Annotated in this window: 14 protein-coding genes and 6 tRNA genes; 2 read left to right on the top strand and 18 right to left on the bottom strand. The window is 71.9% G+C overall.

Features of this window, described 5'->3' with window-relative positions; translation table 11 throughout:
* Positions 1-79: 79 nt before the first annotated feature.
* The 6 genes from M503_RS0101730 to M503_RS0101755 all read right to left on the bottom strand — a co-directional run bounded on the left by M503_RS0101730 (position 80) and on the right by M503_RS0101755 (position 10,928).
* On the bottom strand, positions 80-5,005 hold the full coding sequence (locus tag M503_RS0101730; protein ID WP_028919518.1) for an alpha-2-macroglobulin family protein: 4,926 nt from the start codon (positions 5,003-5,005) through the stop codon (positions 80-82).
* 121 nt (positions 5,006-5,126) lie between these two features.
* The gene (locus M503_RS0101735; protein ID WP_028919519.1) at positions 5,127-6,638 is read right to left on the bottom strand and encodes an ATP-binding protein; all 1,512 of its coding nucleotides are present in this window, start codon (positions 6,636-6,638) and stop codon (positions 5,127-5,129) included.
* 3 nt (positions 6,639-6,641) lie between these two features.
* Positions 6,642-7,082: a response regulator gene (locus tag M503_RS0101740; protein ID WP_024868024.1), complete on the bottom strand. Its 441-nt coding sequence runs from the start codon at positions 7,080-7,082 to the stop codon at positions 6,642-6,644.
* A 1-nt stretch (position 7,083) separates the two neighbouring features.
* Positions 7,084-8,865 carry an ATP-binding protein gene (locus tag M503_RS15435; RefSeq protein WP_051414111.1) on the bottom strand — a complete coding sequence of 594 codons (1,782 nt, stop codon included), beginning with the start codon at positions 8,863-8,865 and terminating at the stop codon, positions 7,084-7,086.
* Between the two features lie 226 nt (positions 8,866-9,091).
* Positions 9,092-9,166: transfer RNA gene (locus M503_RS0101750), tRNA-Val, on the bottom strand.
* A 139-nt stretch (positions 9,167-9,305) separates the two neighbouring features.
* Positions 9,306-10,928 (bottom strand): FMN-binding glutamate synthase family protein, encoded by a 1,623-nt coding sequence (locus tag M503_RS0101755; RefSeq protein ID WP_028919520.1) that lies wholly within the window; start codon positions 10,926-10,928, stop codon positions 9,306-9,308.
* Positions 10,929-11,032: 104 nt separating this feature from the next.
* On the opposite strand from M503_RS0101755, the gene M503_RS0101760 reads away from it, so the two are divergent.
* Both M503_RS0101760 and M503_RS15440 read left to right on the top strand, forming a co-directional pair.
* Positions 11,033-11,116: transfer RNA gene (locus M503_RS0101760), tRNA-Leu, on the top strand.
* 62 nt (positions 11,117-11,178) lie between these two features.
* On the top strand, positions 11,179-12,195 hold the full coding sequence (locus tag M503_RS15440) for a LacI family DNA-binding transcriptional regulator (RefSeq protein ID WP_037060175.1): 1,017 nt from the start codon (positions 11,179-11,181) through the stop codon (positions 12,193-12,195).
* Between the two features lie 62 nt (positions 12,196-12,257).
* Here M503_RS15440 and M503_RS0101770 read toward each other — a convergent pair.
* The 12 genes from M503_RS0101770 to M503_RS0101825 all read right to left on the bottom strand — a co-directional run bounded on the left by M503_RS0101770 (position 12,258) and on the right by M503_RS0101825 (position 21,380).
* A tRNA-Cys gene (locus M503_RS0101770) sits at positions 12,258-12,331 on the bottom strand.
* Positions 12,332-12,436: 105 nt separating this feature from the next.
* Positions 12,437-12,512, bottom strand: a tRNA-Gly gene (locus M503_RS0101775).
* Positions 12,513-12,514: 2 nt separating this feature from the next.
* Positions 12,515-12,590: transfer RNA gene (locus tag M503_RS0101780), tRNA-Gly, on the bottom strand.
* Between the two features lie 121 nt (positions 12,591-12,711).
* Positions 12,712-12,787, bottom strand: a tRNA-Gly gene (locus tag M503_RS0101785).
* A 37-nt stretch (positions 12,788-12,824) separates the two neighbouring features.
* The gene (gene pgsA / locus M503_RS0101790) at positions 12,825-13,466 is read right to left on the bottom strand and encodes a CDP-diacylglycerol--glycerol-3-phosphate 3-phosphatidyltransferase (protein WP_024868028.1); all 642 of its coding nucleotides are present in this window, start codon (positions 13,464-13,466) and stop codon (positions 12,825-12,827) included.
* Between the two features lie 10 nt (positions 13,467-13,476).
* Positions 13,477-15,339 carry an excinuclease ABC subunit UvrC gene (gene uvrC, locus M503_RS0101795; RefSeq protein ID WP_028919070.1) on the bottom strand — a complete coding sequence of 621 codons (1,863 nt, stop codon included), beginning with the start codon at positions 15,337-15,339 and terminating at the stop codon, positions 13,477-13,479.
* The gene (locus tag M503_RS0101800) at positions 15,336-16,751 is read right to left on the bottom strand and encodes a redoxin domain-containing protein (protein ID WP_028919069.1); all 1,416 of its coding nucleotides are present in this window, start codon (positions 16,749-16,751) and stop codon (positions 15,336-15,338) included. The genes uvrC and M503_RS0101800 overlap by 4 nt, the downstream gene beginning before the upstream one ends.
* The gene (locus M503_RS0101805) at positions 16,748-17,236 is read right to left on the bottom strand and encodes a low molecular weight protein-tyrosine-phosphatase (RefSeq protein ID WP_028919068.1); all 489 of its coding nucleotides are present in this window, start codon (positions 17,234-17,236) and stop codon (positions 16,748-16,750) included. Before M503_RS0101805 ends, M503_RS0101800 begins: the two co-directional genes overlap by 4 nt.
* Positions 17,237-17,259: 23 nt before the next feature.
* Positions 17,260-18,039, bottom strand: coding sequence for a 3-deoxy-manno-octulosonate cytidylyltransferase (gene kdsB, locus M503_RS0101810; protein WP_081720912.1), 780 nt, complete (start codon positions 18,037-18,039; stop codon positions 17,260-17,262).
* A gap of 104 nt (positions 18,040-18,143) precedes the next feature.
* Complete coding sequence (lpxK, locus tag M503_RS0101815) at positions 18,144-19,148, bottom strand: tetraacyldisaccharide 4'-kinase (protein WP_028919066.1); 1,005 nt, start codon at positions 19,146-19,148, stop codon at positions 18,144-18,146.
* Between the two features lie 67 nt (positions 19,149-19,215).
* Entirely contained in the window at positions 19,216-20,964 is a 1,749-nt protein-coding gene (gene msbA, locus M503_RS0101820; protein ID WP_028919065.1) for a lipid A export permease/ATP-binding protein MsbA, read from the bottom strand.
* Positions 20,961-21,380 (bottom strand): ExbD/TolR family protein, encoded by a 420-nt coding sequence (locus tag M503_RS0101825; RefSeq protein WP_028919064.1) that lies wholly within the window; start codon positions 21,378-21,380, stop codon positions 20,961-20,963. Before M503_RS0101825 ends, msbA begins: the two co-directional genes overlap by 4 nt.
* Positions 21,381-21,387 lie beyond the last annotated feature (7 nt).

Below are 21,387 nucleotides of genomic sequence, written 5' to 3' on the forward strand. Positions count from 1 at the left end.
GGTCGCGGCGTATGGGCCCCGCCACATGGCGGGGCTTTTTTTGCGCGCCACGGCAGCCATGCCGTAGCGCGCATCCGGACTACGGCGGCGTCACCGTGATCGAAGCCGGGGTCGCCTTGCCGGTGCCGCGCAGGGTCGGCTGGTACATGTCCTCGACCTGCGGCGGCGGCACCGCGTAGGTGCCCGGCGTGACCGCGCGGACCAGGTAGTACAGCCGCGCCTTGCCGCCCTGCCCCAGCGACAGCGCCGCCACGTAGCGGTCGTCGCGGTATTCCTCGTGGCGCAGTTCGGCCTGGCCGGCGCGGTCGGACAGGGCTACGCCCTCGATCTGCACGCCGTCCCACTGGCTGGCGTCGCCGAGGTTGAGGTTCTCCGCCTCCAGGCCCGCCGGCAGCAGGTCGGTCACCAGCGCGTCGGGCATCGGCCGGTCGGCTTCCACGGTCAGCCGCGCCACCAGCGCCTGGCCTTCGCGCAGCGCACCACCCTTCCACGGCGTGCCGTCGGGGAGGAACCACTCGCGGACGATGGAGGCGTGGCGGGTGTCCTCCGCCGGCGCGCTGCGCGGGATGCCGGCCACCTCGATGCTGGCGTAGAACGGGCCGCCTTCCGGCTCGAAGCGCACGCCGCGCGCCAGCGTCGCCTGGTCGAGGCTGCGCGCGAACGCCACCGCCGGTTCCACCTCCGTGGTGCTGCCACCGGCGTGGTAGCGGCCGGCGACCTTGCGCCCGTCACCCGCTTCCAGCGCCTTGCCCATACGCGCCAGCGCCATCTGCTCCTGCGTGCTCAGCCACAGCCGGCCTTCGCGGTCGCGCCGTGCCTGCAGCGCCCGCGCCAGCTCCACGGCGCGTGCGTCGTAGCGGGCCTCGGCGCGGCCGCGCTCGTGCAGCAGGGCGACCATCAGCGCATCGTCGCGGATACGGCTGCCGTAGTCGCCCAGCCACAGCGGACGCTGTTCCGGATCGCGGGCGAAGCCTTCGGCGATCGCCGCCTCGCCGCGGCGCGTATCGCCCTGCAGGGCCAGCGCCAGGCCCAGGTGCACCAGCGGCAGGCCGGTGAGGCTGCGCGTGCGCTCCTGGTCGTGCATCGCCCGCAGCGTGCCCAGCGGCGCGCGGTTGACCCGCGCCAGCACGTAGCCGGCGTAGGCGCGGTTGGCGAAGCGCAGGTGCTCGCGGTGTTCGCGCCCGTAGAACTGCGGCCCGCCGGACAGCAGGTCCTCGGCGAGGCGGTCCAGCGCCTTCTGCAGCACCGCCTCGGGCACGGCGAAGCCGGCCTCGCGCGCGTCCAGCAGGAAGTCGGCGATGTACGGCGTCAGCGCCGGTTCGCCGCCGCCATCGCCGCCCCACAACGAGAAGTGGCCGCTGCCGGTCTGCATCGCCGCCAGTCGCCCGAACGCGCCTTCCAGGCGCGCGCGCCGCGTCTTCGCCTCCAGTCCCGGCACGCCCAGCCGCGCGGCCGTGACCCCATCCATCAGCAGTGCCGCATAGCCCTTGCTGGTGGTCTGCTCGGCGCAGCCATAGGGATAGTCGAGCAGGCCTTGCAGCGCGCTGGCGAACGGCAGCGGCGGCGTCGCGGTGATGCGCAGGCGCACGTCCACGGTCTCCGGGATCAGGCCTTCGGCCAGCGCCGGATCCAGCGCCAGCGGCGTGCCGGCTTCCAGCACGCGGGTCTGCACGCGCAGCACGCCCGGCCAGGCCGCGCGCACCGGCAGCTCGTAGTGGCGGTCCACCGAGTAGCCGCCGCCATCCACGCGCACCCGCACCCTGGCCACGGTATTGCCCGGCAGGGCCTGCAGCGGGAACTCCAGCGTGGCCTTTTCGCCTTCGCCCAGGCGCAGCGTGCGCTGGCCTTCGCTGACCGCGAGCGGGCCCTCGCCTTCCACGCGCACCCGGAACCCGCCGGCGGCGCCGCTGAAGTTCTGCACGTCCAGGCTCACCGCGCCGCGATCGCCGGGCGCCAGCACGCGCGGCATCGCCGCCTCGGCCACCACCGGCGCGCGCACCAGCACCTCGGTGTCGCGCTTGCCGTAGCGGTCGTCCGACCAGACCAGCGCCGACAGCCGCAACGTGCCGTTGAAGTCCGGCAGCGGCAGGCGGACGCGGGCATTGCCCTGCGCGTCCAGCTGCACCGGGCCGGAGAACAGGTCCACGGTCTGCACGCGTGCGGTCGGGCGCCGCGCCTGCGGCAGCGCCTCCAGGGCGATGTCGCCGCCGAAGCGCAGGCGTGCGGTGCCGCCGGCGAAGGCTTCGATCACCCGCCCGTAGACGTCGTAGGCATCGGTGGCCAAGCGGCGCTGCGCGAAGAAGTGCGAGGCCGCGTCCGGCACCGGGAAGCGGGTGATGTTGAGGATGCCCACGTCCACCGCCGAGACCGCCAGGTGCGCACTCTGGCCGGCCAGCTGCGGCACGCTCACCGTGACCGGCAGTTCGGTCTGCGGACGCGCCTGCGCCGGCGCCTTCATGCCAACGGCGACACGGCGCTCGTCGCGGCGCATCGGCACGTGGACCACGCCCACGGCGCGCGCCGGCGTCACCTGGCGCGTCGCCGAGCCGCCGCGGAACACCAGCGCGGTCACGTAGACGTCGTGGCGCTCCCAGTCGGCGGTGACCGGGATGCGGAAGGTGCCGCTGGCCTTGCCCTCGCTGCCCTTCAGCTCGATGTCGTGCACGTAGAGCAGGCGGTCGCTCTCGACCAGCAGGACGCCACGGCCGGCGTGCGGCGGGGTGACCGTCACTTCCAGGGTGTCGCCGGCACGGTAGCCGGTGCGGTCCAGGGCCAGCTTGACCTTGTCCGGGCGCGCGTCCGGACCGCGGTTGTCGTCGTTCCAGCTCCAGCCGGCGTGGAAGGGATAGCGCATGGTCAGGCCGGTCGCCGGGTCGACCACGTCGATGCGGTACTCGCCCCACTCCACCGGGAAGGCGAAGGAGACCGCACCGCTGCCCGCATCGAGGGTGCGGGTTTCCACCGTCTGGAAGCGGCGGGTGAAGTCGTAGTCCCAGCCGCGGGCGTCGTCGAAGCGCCAGTGGTAATCGCGCAGCTCGCGGACCAGGCTGACCTTCAACCCCTTTGCCGGCTGCGCCTTCCCGGACGCGTCCACGCGCACCAGTTCGAAGCGCGCGTCGGCGTTGGCGCCGGCGCCGTCCTCCGGATCGAACAGCGGGCGCAGGCCGACCAGCACCGGCGCCGGCCACAGCACGCGCTGCAGGCTGCGGTTCACCGGACGGCCGCCGCTCTCGTGCACGCTGCCGGCGACGGTCACCCGCACCGGCGTCTTCGCCTTCGCCGCCTCTTCCGGCAGCGCCAGGCTGGCCTTGAGCCGGCCCTGCGCGTCGAAACTGGTGTCGAGCACCTCGCGCGGTTCGCGCGGCAGGTCCACGGTGGGATCGCCGAAGGCATAGCCCGGCAGGCCGTCCAGCGGCTCGCGCGCTACCGCCAGTGCGAGCTTGGCGGTGAAGCGGTTGCCGGCGGCGGGCGCGCCGTACAGGTAGGCGGCCTCGGCCTGCAGTTCCAGCGCCTGCCCCGGGGCCAGCGTTTCCTGCGCCGCGAGCTCCAGCTTCATCCGCTCCGGCAGGAACTCCTCGATGCGCAGGGCCATGCCCTCGACCGCCTGCTTCGCCGCCGGATCGGCGCGGAACTCGACCTGCCAGCGCCCGGTGGGCGCGTCGGCGGGGATTTCCTGCTCGAAGGCGTAGTAGCCCTGCGGACCCGGTTCCAGCCGGGTCTCGCGGAAGGTGCGGCCGTCCGGCTGCTTCAGGCGCAGGAACAGCGGCTGCGCGGCCTCGCCGGACGCGGCCAGCGGCTTGCCGTCGGCGTCGCGCAGCAGCGCCGAGACGCGCACGGTTTCTCCGGGCCGGTACAGGTCGCGGCCGGACCAGGCGAACACGTCGAACGCGGCCTGCGGCCGGCCGCCGACGGCGAACTCGGACAGGTCCAGCGCCGGCTGGTTGAACGGCAGCAGCGAGAGGTCGCGCCCGCGCCGTGCCACCAGCACCTGGCCGGCGTCCAGTCTGTAGTCGAGCAAGGCATTGCCATTGCCGTCGGTGGCCGACTTCAGCAGCGCCTCGCCCTTCGCATCGAGCACCCGCAGTTCGACGCCTTTCAGCGGCTCGCCGTCGCGCAGCGAGGCCGCGTGCACGTACAGGGTGTCGCGGTAGGCGCGCGCGTGCAGGCCGATGTCGCTGACGGTGAAGAAGGCGGTGTCGTGCTGGTCGGAGTAGCGGCCGACCCGGCGCAGGATGGCGAAGTACAGGCCCGGCTGCTGCAGCTCGGCGATGTCCTGCACCGGCAGGTAGTTGAGCACGCGCTCGTTGCGCTCGCCGCCGAGCACGAAGCGGTTGAGGTAGACCGGCTCGGCCAGCTCGCGCAGCGGCACGCCTTCGCCGTAGTCCTGGTCCAGTTCCCAGCCGCCGCGGCGCCCGCCGCGCTGGAACTGGGTGAAGAAGCGCGGCAGCTGCGCCTCGCGCACGCGCAGGAACTCCACGTCCACTTCATCCACGTTCACCGACACCACCGGCAGGCCGCGGCTCTCGCGCGCCGGCAGCACGCTGCCCTGCGAGGCGAAGCCGGCCACTGGCTCCAGTTCGCCGGTGTGGATGGTCCGGACCAGCGGCTGGCCGAGGGTGGAACCGTCGGCGGCCAGCAGCCCGGCCGGCACGGTCACGGTGTAGTCGCGGGCGGGCTCGACGAAGGGATAGCGCAGCGTGGTGCCGTCGTCGGACAGCGACCAGCCGCTGTCCGCTTCACCGGCGGGCTCGACCTTCAGCAGCGCATCGAAATCCTGGGTGCCGACCAGCGGCCGCGAGAACTCCAGCGCCAAAGCCAGGCGCCCGCCTTCCTGGTCGGGCCAGGCGCGGACCAGGCCGAAGCCTTCGATCGTGGCGCGGGTGGCCTGCAGCTTCTCGCCACCGGCCTCGGGCAGCTGCCCGCCCGGATCCGGCCGGCAACCCACCAGGGGCAAGGCCAGCAGCGCCAGCAGCAACCAGGCCAGTCCGCGTCCATGCCCTGCCATCGACCGCTGCTTCGCCGCCATGCCCCACACTCCCCGTCGCGTTGCCGGCGAGTATAGGCACGGCCTGGCGGCGGCCACAGGCCGGGCGGCCGCCACCGCGACCGCCCGCGACAGGATCGCTTCAGCTGCGCCCGGCGAGGGCGTTGGCGACGGCCTCGAACAGCCGGCCCATGTCCAGCGGCCGGCGCAGGCGCTGCAGCGGCATGGATGCCGGCACCAGCGACGCGTCGAACGGGGCGTTCTCGTCGTCGATCACGATCGCCGGACCGGTGTAGCCGGAGCCGTGCATCGTCGCCAGCAGGTCCTCGGCGGGGAACAGGGTGATGCCGCTGTCGACCACCACCACCGCCGGGGTGCCGGTCTCGGCCCAGCGCCGCAGCGCCGCGGCGCCGTCGACCGCCAGGTCCGGAACGTAGCCCTGGCTGGCCAGGGCGTTGCCGACCAGCGACAGGCGCGAGCTTTCGCGGAACACCAGCAGGATGTGCTCGCCCTTGCCGGACACCGGCACCGGCTGCGCCTCCGGCGCGACTTCCTCGGTCTCCACCGGCGCCGGCAGCCACAGGTGGAAGCGCGTCCCCTGCCCCGGCGCACTGTGGCACTCGATGTGCCCGCCCAGGCCGTCGACGATGCGCTTGCACGAGACCAGGCCCAGGCCGGTGCCGCTGCTCTTGGTGGTGAAGAACGGGGTGAACAGCTGCGCCAGCGTCGCCTCGTCCATGCCCGTGCCGCTATCGGCCACCACCAGCAGCACGCCGCCGTCGGCTTCCTCGGCGGCCAGTTCCAGGCGGCCGCCGTCGGGCATGGCCTGGATGGCGTTGAGGCAGAGGTTGAGCAGGCACTGCTGCAGCTCGGTGAAGTTGGCGTCCAGCACCAGGCCGGGATTGGGCTGGCGCACTTCCAGGACCACCTTGCGCGGCAGGCTGCCCTTGAGCAGCAGCTGCACCGCGTGCAGCAGCTGGGCCAGTTCGAAGCGCTCGCTGGCCCGGCGCGAGCCGCGCACGAACGCCAGCATCGACTCGGCCATCTCGTGCCCGCGCCGCCCGCATTCGGCGACCACCGAGGCCAGCTGGTGCAGGCGCGGGTCGTCGCTGCGCTGGGCGATCAGGTCCGGCACGATCAGCAGCGGCTGCAGGATGTTGCGCAGGTCGTGGCTGAGGCCGGCGGCCAGCAGCGACAGGCTCTCCAGGCGCTGGCTGCGCATCAGCTCGGCTTCGGCGCGCGCGCGCTCGGCCTCGGTGCGCGCCTCGCGCAGGGCGCGGTCCACCGCCGCCGGCAGGCGCGCGTTGCTGTGCTTGAGGATGTAGTCGTTGGCGCCCTCGTGCAGCGCCTGCACTGCCACGTCCTCGCCCATGGTCCCGGAGACGAAGATGAAGGGCAGCCGCGGCGAATGCTCGCGGACGATGCGCAGGGCCTCGTGCCCGCTGAAACCGGGCATGGCCAGGTCCGACAGCACGATGTCGGGGTGGAACGAGTCCAGCGCGTCGCGCAGGGATGCCTCGTCGTCCACGCGCAGGAAGTCCGCGCGCAGGCCGGCGTCCTCCAGCTGCATCTGCAGCAGCTCCGCGTCCTCCGGCGAGTCCTCGACGAACAGGACCCGGAAGCGCTGGTCACGGCTGATGGCGCGCAGCGGCATGGCTCAGCCTTCGCCGGGGGCTTCGTTGATCACGGCCCAGAACTGGCCGAGGGTCTTGACCGCGCCGAAGAACTGGTCCACGTCCACCGGCTTGACCACGTAGGCGTTCACCCCCAGGTCCCAGCTGCGCACCAGGTCGCTCTCCTCGCGCGAGGACGACAGGATCACCACCGGCATGCGCTTGAACCTGCCGTCGGCGCGGATCTTCTGCAGGACCTCCAGCCCGTCCATGCGCGGCATGTTGATGTCCAGCAGCAGCACCGCCGGCAGTTCGTCGCTGCGATCGGCGAAGCGGCCGGTGCGCTGCAGGTACTCCATCACCTCCACGCCGTCCTCGACGTGCACGATGGGATTGGCGAGGTTGGCGTCGCGCAGGGCGTCGATCGCCATCTCGGCGTCGGCTGCGCTGTCTTCTGCCAGCAGGATGGTGCGGATCGCGCTCATGTCAGGTTCCGTGGAAGGACGTGTTGAAGGTAGTGTCGGCGGCGGGGAGGACGAAATGGAAGGTGGCGCCCTCGCCCGGGGCCGACTCTGCCCAGACGCGGCCGCCGTGGCGCTCGACCACCCGGCGCACGCTGGCCAGGCCGATGCCGGTGCCGGGGTAGTCGCTGGCCTTGTGCAGGCGCTGGAACACCCCGAACAGCTTGCCGGCGTAGTCCATGCTGAAGCCAACGCCGTTGTCGCGCACGCTGAAGTGGTGCTCGCCCTGGTCGGTGGTCCGGCAGCCCACCTCGATCACCGCCGGCTCGCTGCGCACGGAATACTTGACCGCGTTGCCGAGCAGGTTGAGCCAGACCTGGCGCATCATGTTCTCGTCGGCCACCACCACCGGCAGCGGTGCGATGCGCCATTCGATCCGGTGCGCCGAAGCGCCCTCCTCGATGTCCGACTGCTGGTTGGCGTCCAGCACCGCGCGGGTGTCCTGGACCAGGGACTGCATGTCCACCGCCTGCAGCTTCATCGCGTTGCGGCCCAGGCGCGAGTACACCAGCAGGTCGTCGATCAGGGTCGACATGCGCCGGGCGGAACTGGAGATCACGTCCAGGTAGTGCCGGGTACGCTCGTCCTGGGCCTCGCCCAGGTGGCGGGCCAGCTTGTCGGCGAAGCCGGCCACGTGGCGCAGCGGCGCGCGCAGGTCGTGCGAGACCGAGTAGCTGAAGGCTTCCAGTTCGCGGTTGACCTCGGTGACCTGGGCGATCTTGCCTTCCAGCTGCCGGTTGAGGTCGCCGATGCGCTGCTGCGCGGCCTTCTGCGCGGTGATGTCGCTGACCGTCACCAGGGCGACGTCGTCCTCGCGGTCGGGCACCTGCATGCGCCGCGCGTTGACCAGCATGGTCCGGGTCAGCCCGTCCGCGGTGCGCTGCACGTGTTCGTAGTCCCACAGCTCGCGGCCGCGGTTGATGACGTCGGCCAGGCGCTGCCGGACCACCGGGTCCTGCCAGGCGCCGTGCCCGATCTCCGTCAGCCGGCCCTCGACCGTGTCCTTGCCCTCTTCCGCATAGAGCTCGGCGAAGGCGGCGTTGTGCATCACCACCTTCAGCTCCGAATCGATCAGCACGATCGGCTCGCGCACCGTCTGCATCACCGCCAGGGCGCGTTCGCTGGCCCGGCGCAGTTCGCGCTCGGAGGCGCCGCGGCGCTGTTCCATGCGGTACAGCAGGAAGATCACCCCGCCCATCAGCGCCAGCTGCGCGAGCAGGCCGGCAACAACCGCCCAGCGCGCCTGCCGGCGCCGTTTCTCGGCGTAGGCGGTACGTTCGGCCAGCAGTTCGCTCTCCCTGCGCAGGAAGTCGTCGAACAGGTCGCGCACCTGGTAGCGGCCGTACAGCTCGTCGACCAGCCGCAGGTACTCCTCCCGGGTGACGCCGGCCGCCATCTGGTTGGCGATGTCCACGCGGCGCTGGATCAGCGTCTGCAGGCTGCCGGCCAGGACCTGCTGGGTCGGGTTGTCGCGACTCAGCCGGACCAGTTCATCCAGGCTGCCGTCGATCTTGGCCAGGGTGGTGTCGAGGCGCGAACGCAGGGTCGGGCTGGCAGAGCCGGCGCCCATCGCGATGGCGACCGAGTCGGCCTCGCGGATCAGCGCTTCCAGCTCGTGCGCCGCGGCCTCCACTTCATGGGTGTGGCGGACCCAGTGGCTGGCTTCCTCGCTGTTGGCGGTCCACTGCCGCACCAGCAGGAACGGCAGGAGCAGGATCAGGACCACCGCCGAAACCAGCAGCGGCATCCGCCAGCGGACGTAGGATCTGGTGACGCTGTCCTGCAGCAAGCTTTCCCCCTTGATCGTTGCCGTGCGGCATCCGCACGGACCCGCCGGGGCGGTCCGTCCCCGGATGATGCGGCCGGCGCCACCGATTGTTAAGAGGAGGATGACGAGGCCGCGTGGAGGCGCCGTCGACCCGGTAGCCCGGAAACGGAAAACGCCGGCTGCAAGGCCGGCCTTTCCTGGTATCTGGTGGGCGGTGCAGGGATCGAACCTGCGACCCTTGCCGTGTGAAGGCAATGCTCTACCGCTGAGCTAACCGCCCGGAGGGGTGAATCGTCCGCACCAGTGGGTGCGGGCTGCGCATGTTAAAGAAAGGTCGCGATCCGGTCAACGCTCGGATGCATCCCTCGTGCAGAAAATCGCCCGGCGCAGGCCGCGCCCGGGAGCGCCGCCCGGCCGCGTCAGCCGGTCTTGGTCCGCCGCAGCGCATCCACCCGGGCCGGCGGTGCGAAGGCGTCGCTGCGCGCCTCGGCCCAGAAATCGCGGAACACCGCGTGTTCCGGGATGCCGCGCAGCAGCTCGCCCGGCCGCAGGTAGCGGTACAGCGAGGCCAGCGAACGGATCTCCACGGGGGAGACCCGGCGCAGGATGTGCTCCGGCCCCAGCTCGGAGGGGTGGTCCAGACCGGCCGCGCACAGCAGGTCGCGCAGCGCCCGCACGGTGTTGTCGTGGAACTGGTGGACGCGGGTCGCCTTGTCGGCCGGGTCCAGGTTCTTCCAGCGACGTGGATCCTGGGTGGCGATGCCGGTCGGGCAGCGGTCGGTATGGCAGCTCAGCGACTGGATGCAGCCCAGCGCGAACATGAAGCCGCGCCCGGCGTTGCACCAGTCCGCGCCCATCGCCAGGGTGCGGGCGATGTCGAAGGCGCTGGTGATCTTGCCGGCGGCCGCCACCCGCACCCGGTCGCGCAGGTCGACCCCGACCAGGGTGTTGTGGACCAGCAGCAGCGCCTCGTGCATCGGCAGGCCGATGTGGTCGATGAACTCGGCCGGCGCCGCGCCCGTGCCGCCCTCGGCGCCGTCGACCACGATGAAGTCCGGCAGGATCCCGCTCTCGACCATGGCCTTGGCGATGCCGAAGAACTCCCAGGGATGGCCGATGGCGAGCTTGAAGCCGACCGGCTTGCCGCCGGACAGCTCGCGCAGCCGGGCGACGAATTCCAGCAGCCCCAGCGGCGTATCGAAGGCCGCATGGCTCGCCGGCGAGACACAGTCCACGCCCATCGGCACGCCGCGCGTCACCGCGATCTCGGCGCTGACCTTGGCCGCCGGCAGCACCCCGCCATGGCCGGGCTTGGCGCCCTGCGAGAGCTTGACCTCGATCATCCGCACCTGCGGTCGCGAAGCCTGTTCGGCGAAACGCAGCGGGTCGAAGCGCCCTTCCGCATCGCGGCAGCCGAAATAGCCCGAGCCGATCTCCCACACCAGGTCGCCGCCGTTCTCCAGGTGGTAGGGCGAGATCGAGCCCTCGCCGGTGTCGTGGTAGAACCCGCCGCGGCGCGCGCCCTCGTTGAGCGCGCGGATCGCGTTCGCCGACAGCGAACCGAAGCTCATCGCCGAGATGTTGAACACGCTGGCCTGGTACGGCTGCGCGGTATCCGGGCCGACCAGCACGCGGAAGTCGTGGTCGTCGATCCTGGTCGGGGCCAGCGAGTGGTTGATCCACTCGTAGTCCACCGCGTAGGCGTCCTGCAGCGTGCCGAACGGGACCACGTCCATTACGTTCTTGGCGCGCCGGTACACCAGCGAGCGCTGCTGGCGCGAGAACGGCGCCGCATCGGTGTCGCTCTCGATGAAGTACTGGCGCATTTCCGGCCCGACCGATTCCAGCCCGTAGCGGAAGTGGGCCAGGATCGGGTAGTTGCGCCGCAGCGTGCTGCGGGTCTGCAGCAGGTCCCAGCTGCCGAGCACGACCAGCGCCGCAGCGGTGCCCACGCCCCACCACCACCCCGGCCAGCGCAGGGCCAGCGGCAGCGAGGCCAGCAGCAGGACCCAGCTGCCGATGTAGGCCGAATAGCGGTACATGCGTCCTCCCGGTCGCGTCGCGGCGTGCCGGCAGTCTAGCCGCCGGCGCATGCCGGGGGCACCGCAGCCACGGCGGCGCGTCGGTGGCACAATGCGCGGGCCGCGCCCGGGTGGTGAAACTGGTAGACACAGGGGACTTAAAATCCCCCAGCCGCAAGGCTATGCGGGTTCGAGCCCCGCCCCGGGCATGCCTTCGCGGCCGGCGCTATGATGCGCCCGACCGCGGTCGCCTCGCGGACAGGGGGACAGCATGCGCGCCAGGATCGAGGACGTCGCCGCTGCGGCCGGCGTATCGATGAAGACCGTCTCGCGGGTGTTCAACCGCGAACCCAACGTGCGCGAGGAAACCCGGCTGAAGGTCGAGGAGGCCGCGCGCCAGCTGCGCTACCGGCCCAATTCCTCCGCCCGCAGCCTCGCCGGGCGCCGCTCGTACCTGGTCTCGCTGCTGTACGACAACCCCTCCTCCAACTACGTGATGGAGATCATCGAGGGCGTGCTGGCGGCGTGCGAGCAGGCGCATTACGGCCTGACGCTGCGCCCGGTCGACTTCAGCCGCCGCGGCCACGTCGAATCGGTCGAGGCGCTGATCAACCAGTACCGCCCCGACGGCCTGGTGCTGACCCCTCCCCTCACCGACGACATGCCGCTGCTGCGCCGCCTGCGCGAGCTGGACGTGCGCTACGCCGGCATCTCCGCCAAGCGCAACAACGCGCGCATCGGCGCCAGCCTGGACGAACGCGGCGCGGTCGCCGACATGATGGCGCACGTGGTCGCGCTGGGGCACCGCCGCATCGGCCACATCACCGGCCACCGCGCCCACGCCGGTCGCGCCTGGCGCCTGGCCGGCTACCTCGACGGGCTGCGCGCCGCCGGCCTCGAGGCCGATCCGGCGCTGGTGGTCGAGGGCGAGTTCTCGTTCGAATCCGGCATCGCCGGCGCGCGCCAGCTGCTCGACCTGGACGATCCGCCGACCGCGATCTTCGGCGCCAACGACGACACCGCCTGCGGCGTGCTCTACGAGGCCGCCGCACGCGGGCTGTCGGTACCGGAGGACCTGTCGGTGTTCGGCTTCGACGACACGCCGATGTCGCGCCAGGTCTGGCCCAGCCTCAGCACCATCCGCCAGCCCAGCCGCGAGATGGGCCGCATCGCCGCACGCCAGCTGCTGGACGAGATCAGCGGCCACGGCCAGGGCCACGTGGTGCGCGTGCCCTACCAGCTGCAGATCCGCCATTCGACCGGGCCGGTACCGAAGAAGCGGCGCTGAGTGCGGCTGCGGTCTCGTGGGCCCGGAAACGACAAACCCCCGCCGGTGGCGGGGGTCGAAGATGGAGGCCTGGGTCGGAATTGAACCGGCGTACGCGGATTTGCAGTCCGCTGCATAACCACTCTGCCACCAGGCCGGTGACTGCGAGCGGAGTGTAAACCTTGGCTCCCCGCCCGCCAAAACCCGGCGCCTGGGGCGCCGCTCCCGGCCGCACGGCAGGCCGGGGACCGGGTTCCAGGATTGGAGCGGGAAACGAGGCTCGAACTCGCGACCTCAACCTTGGCAAGGTTGCGCTCTACCAACTGAGCTATTCCCGCNTTGGAGCGGGAAACGAGGCTCGAACTCGCGACCTCAACCTTGGCAAGGTTGCGCTCTACCAACTGAGCTATTCCCGCGTTGAATTGTCGTGGCCCCTCCCCGGGGCCCTGGCCGCCTGGGCCAGAAAACAAAACCCCGTCTCCGGGGCCTTGTTCCAGGTCCCGGCCAGCGCCGTGGCGCCGTCGGGTCCTGCGTGTTTGGAGCGGGAAACGAGGCTCGAACTCGCGACCTCAACCTTGGCAAGGTTGCGCTCTACCAACTGAGCTATTCCCGCTTGGGAGACGCGCATTTTAGGGTTTTTCACGATGCTGTCAACTACCGCCGCGACGTTTTTCCTCCTTCGCGCGCGTCGCCGCGGCCTGCTCGTCCTCGCGCAGCGCCGGCCATGCCGCGTGCAGGTACTGCGCGCCCGACCACAGCGTCAGCACCGCGGCGGCGGCCAGCAGCCAGTCGCCGATGTGGAATACCGGCGCGCCCATCCAGATGTCGGTGCCCGGCTGCAGCGGATGGCGCGGATTGATCGAGTACAGCAGGCACGACAGCGCCACCATCTGCGCCACGGTCTTGATCTTGCCGATCATCGCCACCTTCACGGTGGCGCGCTGGCCCAGCTCGGCCATCCACTCGCGCAGCGCCGACACGGCGATCTCGCGGCCGACGATCACCGAGGCCCAGAACGCCATCCACGGGGTCGGATGCCCCTGCACGATCAGGAACAGGGCCACGGCGACCATCAGCTTGTCCGCCACCGGGTCGAGGAAAGCGCCGAACGCCGAATACTGGTGGTAGCGGCGCGCGATCCAGCCGTCGAGCCAGTCGGTCACCGCCGCCAGGATGAACACGGTCGCCGAGGCGAAATTGGTCCACTTGTACGGCAGGTAGAAGACCGCCACCAGCACCGGGATCAGCACGATCCGGAGCAGGGTCAGCCAGGTCGGGACGGTCAACTTCATCGAAACGCTTCTATCCGGGATCGGGGGCGGCCAGCCCGTGCAGGGTAGCGTAGATGCGCGCGGCGAGCGCGGCATTGATGCCTTCCACGCGCGCGATCTCTTCCTCGCCGGCGGCCTTGAGGCCGGCCAGGCCGCCGAAATGGCGCAGCAGCGCCGCACGCCGGCGCGGGCCGATGCCGGGGATGTCCTCCAGCCGGCTGGTGGTGCGCGCCTTCTGGCGGCGGCCGCGATGGCCGGTGATGGCGAAGCGGTGCGCCTCGTCGCGCACCTGCTGGATGAACTGCAGCGCCGGCGAGGCCGCGCCGGGGCGGACCTCGCGGCCGTCGGCGAGGACCAGGGTCTCGTCGCCGGCGCGGCGCTGCTCGCCCTTGGACACGCCGACCAGCATTACCCCTTCCACGCCCAGGTCGGCCAGCGCCTCGCGCGCCTGCCGCAGCTGGCCGGCGCCGCCATCGATCAGCAGCACGTCCGGCAGGATCGCATTGGCTGCCTGCCCCGCCGCCTCGGCCTCCAGCGCGCGGCGGAAGCGGCGCTCGATCGCCTGGCGCATCGCCGCGTAGTCGTCGCCCGGATCGATCCCGGTGATGTTGTAGCGGCGGTACTGGTTGCGCACCGGGCCGGCCGGGTCGAACACCACGCACGAGGCCACCGTGGCCTCGCCCAGGGTGTGGCTGATGTCGAAACACTCGATCCGCGACGGCACCTCGGCCAGGCCGAGCAGGTCGCGCAGGCCTTCGCTGCGCGCCTGCTGCGCGCCCCGGCTGGCGACCTCGGTGGCCAGCGCCATCTGCGCGTTGCGCCGGGCCAGGTCCAGGTAGCCGGCGCGCTCGCCGCGCACGCTGGATTTCAGCACCACCTTGCGCCCGGCCGCCTCGGCCAGCGCCACTTCGATCAGGTCCGCCTCGGGGATGGCGCGGTCGAGCACGATCTCCGCCGGCGGCGGCTGTTCGGCGTAGTACTGCGAGACGAACGCGGCCAACACTTCTTCGGCGCTGTCCTCGCCATTTGTACGCGGGAAGAACGCGCGCGTGCCGAGGTTGCGGCCGTCGCGGAACGCCAGCAGCAGCACGCAGGCGGCGCTGCCCTGCATGGCCACGGCCAGCACGTCCAGGTTGGCGGCATGGCCGTCGACGTACTGCCGCGCCTGCAGCCCGCGCAGGGTCGCCAGCAGGTCGCGCAGGCGCGCGGCCTCCTCGAACTCGAGCTTCGCGCTGGCCGCCTCCATGGCTGCGGCCAGCTCTTCGCCCAGCTCGTCGCTGCGGCCTTCCAGGAACAGCGAGGCGCGGCGCACCGACTCGGCGTAATCGGCCGCTTCGACCAGGGCCACGCACGGCGCGCTGCAGCGGCCGATCTGGTACTGCAGGCACGGCCGGCTGCGGTTGCGGAACACGCTGTCCTCGCAGCTGCGCAGGCGGAACAGCTTGAACATCAGGTCCATCGTCTCGCGCACCGCGCCGGCGCTGGCATAGGGCCCGAAGTAGCGGCCCGGCATCGCGCGCGGACCGCGGTGGAAGGCCAGCCGCGGCCACTGCTCCTGGGTGAGCAGCACGTAGGGATAGCTCTTGTCGTCGCGCAGCGAGACGTTGTAGCGCGGCGAAAGCGACTTGATCAGCTGGTTTTCCAGCAGCAGCGCCTCGGCCTCGGTGCGGGTGACCGTGACCTCCATGCGCGCGATCTGCGCCACCATCGAATGGATGCGCGCGGTCTTGGGCGTGTTGCTGAAGTAACTGGCAACCCGCCGCTTCAGCGCCCCCGCCTTGCCGACGTAGAGCAGGCTGCCGTCGGCGGCGTACATGCGGTATACGCCGGGCGCGGTGCTCAGCTGGGCGACGAAGGCCTTGCCATCGAACTCCGGTACCGCGGGAACGCTCATTCGCTGATCGACACGTCGTCCAGTGCGCCGCTGGCGATGTCGTAGCGCAGCACGCTGTGCGCGTCGGTCTCGGCGATCCACACCGCGCCGGCGGCGATGGACAGGGCCGTCGGGCCGTGCAGGCGGCGCGGCAGCACCACCGTGCTCAGCTCGCCGCCGCCCAGGCGCAGGGTGCGCAGCATGCCGTTGCCGCTGTCGGCGACCCACAGCAGCGGCGCGTCGGCGCTCAGCGCGATGCCCAGCGGATGCTGCAGCTGGGCGACCGAGCGCGGGCCGTCGGCATCGCCGTACAGCCACACGCCCTGCCCGACCAGGGTCTGGACCAGGTCGCTGCGCAGCTGCAGCGAACGCACCGCCGAACCCAGCGCGTCGCAGACGTAGAGCACCTGCTGCACGGTGGCCAGGCCGGCCGGCTGCGCGAACGCGGCCATCGCCGCGTTGCCGTCGCGCACGTCCAGGCGCCCGGAGCCGGCGCGCAGGCGCAACTCGTGGCGGCCCAGGTCGTAGCTCCAGATGCGGTTGTCGCCGGCGCTGGCGATGTAGACCTGGGTGCCGGACACGGCCAGGGCCACCGGATGGTTCAGCGGGCTGCGCGCGTTCTCGTTGACCGGGCCTTCGACCGGGTCGCCGGCGCGGCCGGTGCCGCACAGGGTGTCGACGTGGCCGGTGCGCAGGGTGATCCGGCGCAACGCATGGTTGCCGGTGTCGGCGATGTAGAGGAACTCGCGCTCCAGGGCCAGGCCCTGCGGCCGGTTGAAGGCGACGTGGTCGCCGGGGCCGTCCATGAAGTCGGCGGTGCCGAGGCCGAACTGGCGCAGCACGCGGCCATGGTGGTTGCACTCGAGGATGCGGTGGTGGCCACTGTCGGCGATGAACAGGCGGTCGGCGCTGGCCGCCACGCCGGCCGGGAACAGCAGCGGCAGGCGCGGCTCGGGGGCCGACTCGGCGAACACGGCCAGGTCGTCGTCCAACGGCCGCGGCAGGCCTTCGACCAGGGCGAACAGCGCCTTCTCCAGGTCGCCGCCGAGGCCGACGAAGCGTTCGCGCTCGTTGCCTTCGGCATCGATGAGGACCAGGGTCGGCCAGGATTCGATGCCGTAGCGCTGCCAGGCCACCCAGTCGGCGTCCAGCAGCACCGGCGTGGACACGCCCAGCCGGCGCACCAGCTTGAGCGAGCGCTGCGGCACCCGTTCGCTGTCGAAGCGCGGCACCTGCACGACCAGCATCTGGATCCGTCCGGGATTGCGCGCCTGCCATTGCGACAGCTCGGCCAGGCGCTGCGCGCACCAGGCCGAGGCGGCGTTGACGAAGGCGAGGACGACCGGACGCCCGCGCAGGTCATGCAGCGAGCTCGCCGGGGCGTTGAGCCACGGCAGTCCGCCGGGCAGTTCCTGGAGGGTGGCCGCGTTCATGGGTCGATTATGCCCAACCCTTGGCCCGTGGACAGCCGTTCGACGACCGCCTGTGCCGCGCTATCGACCAGTCGCCAGACATGCTCGAAGTCGTCCTCCCCGCCGTAATAGGGATCGGGCACCGCCCTGCCCCGGCCCAGGCCGGCCCAGTCCAGCAGCAGGGCGGCCCGGTCGCGGGCCGGTTCCGGGGCCAGCCGGCGCACGTCGCGCAGGTTGTCGGTATCGGCGCACAGCAGCCAGTCGAACTCCCCGAAATCGCTGGCGCGGATCTGGCGCGCGCGCAGGCCGGCGATGTCCACGCCGTGGCGCCGCGCACAGGCGATCGCGCGGCGGTCCGGCGGCTCGCCGGCATGCCAGCCGCCGGTGCCGGCCGAATCGACCCGTACGCGCCCGGCCAGCGGCGAGGCCTCGATGCGCGCGCGCAGCGCGCCCTCGGCCAGCGGCGAACGGCAGATGTTGCCCAGGCAGACCACCAGCAGGTTCAGCCGGGGGCCCTCCGCGACCCCCCTCATGCGCCCAGGGCGCGCAGCCGCGCCTCGGCCCGCTCGAGGTCTTCGGGCGTATCCACGCCGGGCGGGAACGGCTCCGGCGCCAGCGACACGGCGATGCGGTGGCCGGCCTCGAGCACGCGCAGCTGCTCCAGCGACTCGACCCGCTCCAGCACGCCCGGCGGCATCCGCGAGAAGGTCTGCAGGAAGCCGGCGCGGTAGGCGTAGATGCCGATGTGGCGCAGCCAGTGGCCGCCTCCGGGCAGGACGCTGCGGTCGCGGGCGAAGGCGTCGCGCGGCCACGGCAGCGGCGCGCGGCTGAAGTACAGCGCATCACCCGACGCGGCGCGGACCAGCTTCACCGTATTGGGGTCGAACAGGGTCTCCACGTCGGCCACCGGCTCGGCCAGGGTGGCCATGGGCGCTTCGCTGTCGACCAGGGTGCGCGCTACCTCGCGGATCCCGCCCGGCGGCGCGAACGGCTCGTCGCCCTGCAGGTTCACCACCACGGTCTCGTCGTCCCAGCCGGCGATTGCGGCGCACTCGGCGAGGCGGTCGGTGCCGGAAGCGTGGTCGGGCGAGGTCATCGCCACGCGCACGCCGGCGATGCCGTCCACCGCCTCGGCCACGCGCGCATCGTCGGTGGCCAGCCACACCTCGCGCGCGCCGGCAGCCAGCGCGCGCCGCGCCACGTGCAGCACCAGCGGCTCGCCGCCGAGCAGTCGCAGCGGCTTGCCCGGCAGGCGGCTGGCGGCATGGCGCGCGGGGATCGCGACCACGAAATCCAGGGAAGGCTCCATCACATCCTCCATGTCGTGCCCGGCATTGTAGGCGCCCCCGGCGCCCCTGCCTGGCAATGCGCCGGGGATGCGTCCAGCGCGTACCTGCTGCCACGACGTCCGGCTCAGCCGGGCCGGCCCAGCCGTTCCAGCAGCGCGACCCAGAACGCGGCCGGCAGCTCGGCCTCGACCGGCACCATGAAGCAGCGCGCGTCGGCGAAACCCGCGCACTTCACCGCGTCCTTCTCGGTCATCAGCACCGGCAGGTCGTTGCCGAACTGCAGGTCTTCGGGCGTGTAGGCGTGGTGGTCGGGGAAGGCATGCGGGACCACGCCCATGCCCAGCCCGCGCAGCATCTCGAAGAAGCGCTGCGGATTGCCGATGCCTGCGACGGCGTGCACGCGCAGGCCGGCGAAGGAAGCCAGCGGCCGCGAGCGCCCGCCGGCCATCGGCACGGCGGTGGTGGCCTGCAGCTGCATCGGCCACTCGCCGAAGCCGGTGCCGCTGCCGCCGGCGCCGTGGCCGAGGTTGACCACGCGGAAGTCGCACAGGCGGGCGCGCGAGGCCGGCTCGCGCAGCGGCCCGGCCGGCAGCATGCGACCGTTGCCGTAGCGGCGCGCGCCGTCCACCACCTCGATCTCCAGGTCGCGGCCCAGGCGGTAGTGCTGCAGGCCGTCGTCGCAGACCACGATGTCGCAGCCGGCTTCGACCAGGGCCTTCGCCGCGGCATGGCGGTCGCGGTCGACCCGCACGGGCACGGCAAGGCGCCGGGCCATCAGCACCGGTTCGTCGCCGCCCTCGGCGGCGCCGGTGCTGGCGGTGACCCAGGCCGGCGTGTCCTGGTCCCGGCGGCCGTAACCGCGGCTGGCCACGCCCGGCCGCCAGCCGGCATCGCGCAGTTTCTGCACGACGGCAATCGTCAGCGGGGTCTTGCCGGCGCCGCCGGCGGCGAGGTTGCCGATCACCACCACCGGTGCCTCGACCCGGCGCCGGCGCAGCAGGCCGCTGCGGTACAGCCAGCCGCGCAGGGCCACGACCCGCGCGTACACGGGCGCCAGCGCGCGCGCCCACAACGGCACCGGCACGTCGTCGAACCACCATGCGGGCGTGGCGGGGGCGCCGCGACTCATGCCCGCCTCCTCCGCATCGCCACCTTGCAACCTGCTTCCACTCCTGCCTCCCTGCCCGGTGCAAGCCTCATCCGCCGTGACGCTCCCGGAACTGCATGCCGTGCAGGTGCGCGTACAGCCCACCGGCGGCCATCAACTGGGCATGGCTGCCCTGCTCCACCAGCCGCCCCTGGTCCAGCACCAGCACCTGGTCGGCGTGTTCGATCGTCGACAGCCGGTGCGCGATCACCAGGGTGGTGCGCTCCGGCATCAGGCGCTGCAGTGCATCCTGCACCAGGCGCTCGGATTCGTTGTCGAGGGCGGCGGTGGCCTCGTCGAGGATCAGGATCGGCGCGTCGCGCAGGATCGCGCGGGCGATCGCCAGGCGCTGGCGCTGGCCGCCGGACAGCAGCGCGCCGTTCTCGCCGATCGGCGTGTCCAGGCCCTGCGGCAGCCGTTCGATGAACTCCCATGCGTTCGCCGCCTCGGCCGCGGCGCGGATCGCCTCGCGGTCGGCCGGCGCGCCGTAGGCGATGTTGGCGGCGACGGTGTCGTCGAACAGCATCACCTTCTGCCCGACCAGGGCGATCTGCCGGCGCAGGTCGGCCAGCCGGTACTCGGCCAGCGGCACGCCGTCGAGGGTGATGCGGCCGCTGCTGGGTTCGTAGAAGCGCGGCACCAGCCGCACCAGGCTGGTCTTGCCGGAGCCGGAACGGCCGACGATGGCGGTGACCGTCCCCGGACGGGCGACGAAGCTGACGTCGTCCAGGGCGAAGCCGGGCTGGTCGCGGTAGCGCAGGCTGACGCGTTCGAACGCCAGCTCGCCGCGCGCGCGGGCGATCGGGCGGGTGCCGGTATCGGCCTCTTCCTCGCTGTCGATGATCTGGAACAGGCGTTCGGCCGCGGATACGCCGCGCGCCACCGCGGTCTGCACGCTGGTCACCCGGCGCAGCGAGGGGATGATCGCCATCATCGCGGTCATCAGCATGACGAAGTCGCCGGCGTCGAGCCGGCCCTGCAGCGCCTCGCGGGCGGCCACCCAGACGATCGCCGCCAGTGCCAGCGCCGCCAGCAGCTGGACCATCGCCGAGGCGCCGGCGCGGGTGCTCTCGACCTTCATGTTGAGGCCGAGGATGCGGTTGGCCAGGCCGGCGTAGCGGCCGGTCTCCAGCAACTGCGCGCCGTGGATCTTCACGTCCTGCTGCGCGGCCAGCGACTGCTCGGCGCTGGCGGCCATGCGGCCCATGCCGTCCTGGATGCCGCCGCTGATGCGGCGGTAGCGCTTGCCCACGTACCACACGATCACGCCGATCAGCGGGGTGATCAGCAGCATGGCGATCGTCACCTTGACGCTGGCCCACAGCATCAGCCCGAGCAGGCCGACGATGGTCAGGCTGTCGGTGACCAGGGTCTTCAGCGCCTCGGAACTGGCCTGGGTCACCTGTTCGGTGTCGAAGTTCAGGCGGCTGACCATCACCGGGGTGGATTCGCTGTCGAAGTGCGCCGACGGCAGGCGCAGGTACTTGGCCAGCACCTGCTCGCGCAGGTCGCGGACCACGCTGCGGCCGGTACGGGCCATGCCGTAGTCGGTGACGAAGGTGGCCAGGCTGCGCAGCACGAACAGGCCGACGATGGCCAGCGGCAGGAACACCGCGTCCTCGGCGGTGGGCTGCACGAAGTTGTTGGTCAGCGGCTTCATCAGGCGCACGAAGCTGGCGCCGGCGATCGCCTCCACGGCCATGCCGACGAGCGCGGCGCCCAGGAACATCCAGTACGCGCGGGTGTAGCCGAGGAGGCGCCGGTAGATCGGCCAGACCGGTTGCCGGGTGCGACTCAAGACTGCGGCTCCGGGGCTGTTGCTATGGCGATGCGGCGGAAACCCAGCTGGGCCAGCGCATCCTGGGCGGTGACCACCGCCTGGTACGGGGTGCGTGCGTCGGCGCGCAGCATCACCGGCAGTTCGCGGTCGTCGCCGGCGGCGGCGGCGATCGCCTGCTTCACCGCCTCCACGTCGGTACGCAGTACCTCCTGTTCGCCGACGAAGTAGCGGCCGTCGGCGTTGACCAGGATGCTGAGGGTCTTCGGCGGCGCGGGCTGCTGGGCGCTGGCCACCGGCAGCTGCAGCTGCAGGGTCGAACGCACGTCGAAGGTGGTGGTGATCACGAAGAAGACGATCAGCACCAGGACGACGTCGATCAGCGGGACAAGGTCGATGCCCGGCTCGTCGTAGGCGCGCTGGTCGCGGATACGCATGGCAGGC

It is taken from the genome of Pseudoxanthomonas suwonensis J47, from assembly GCF_000513955.1.
Lineage (GTDB): Bacteria > Pseudomonadota > Gammaproteobacteria > Xanthomonadales > Xanthomonadaceae > Pseudoxanthomonas > Pseudoxanthomonas suwonensis_C.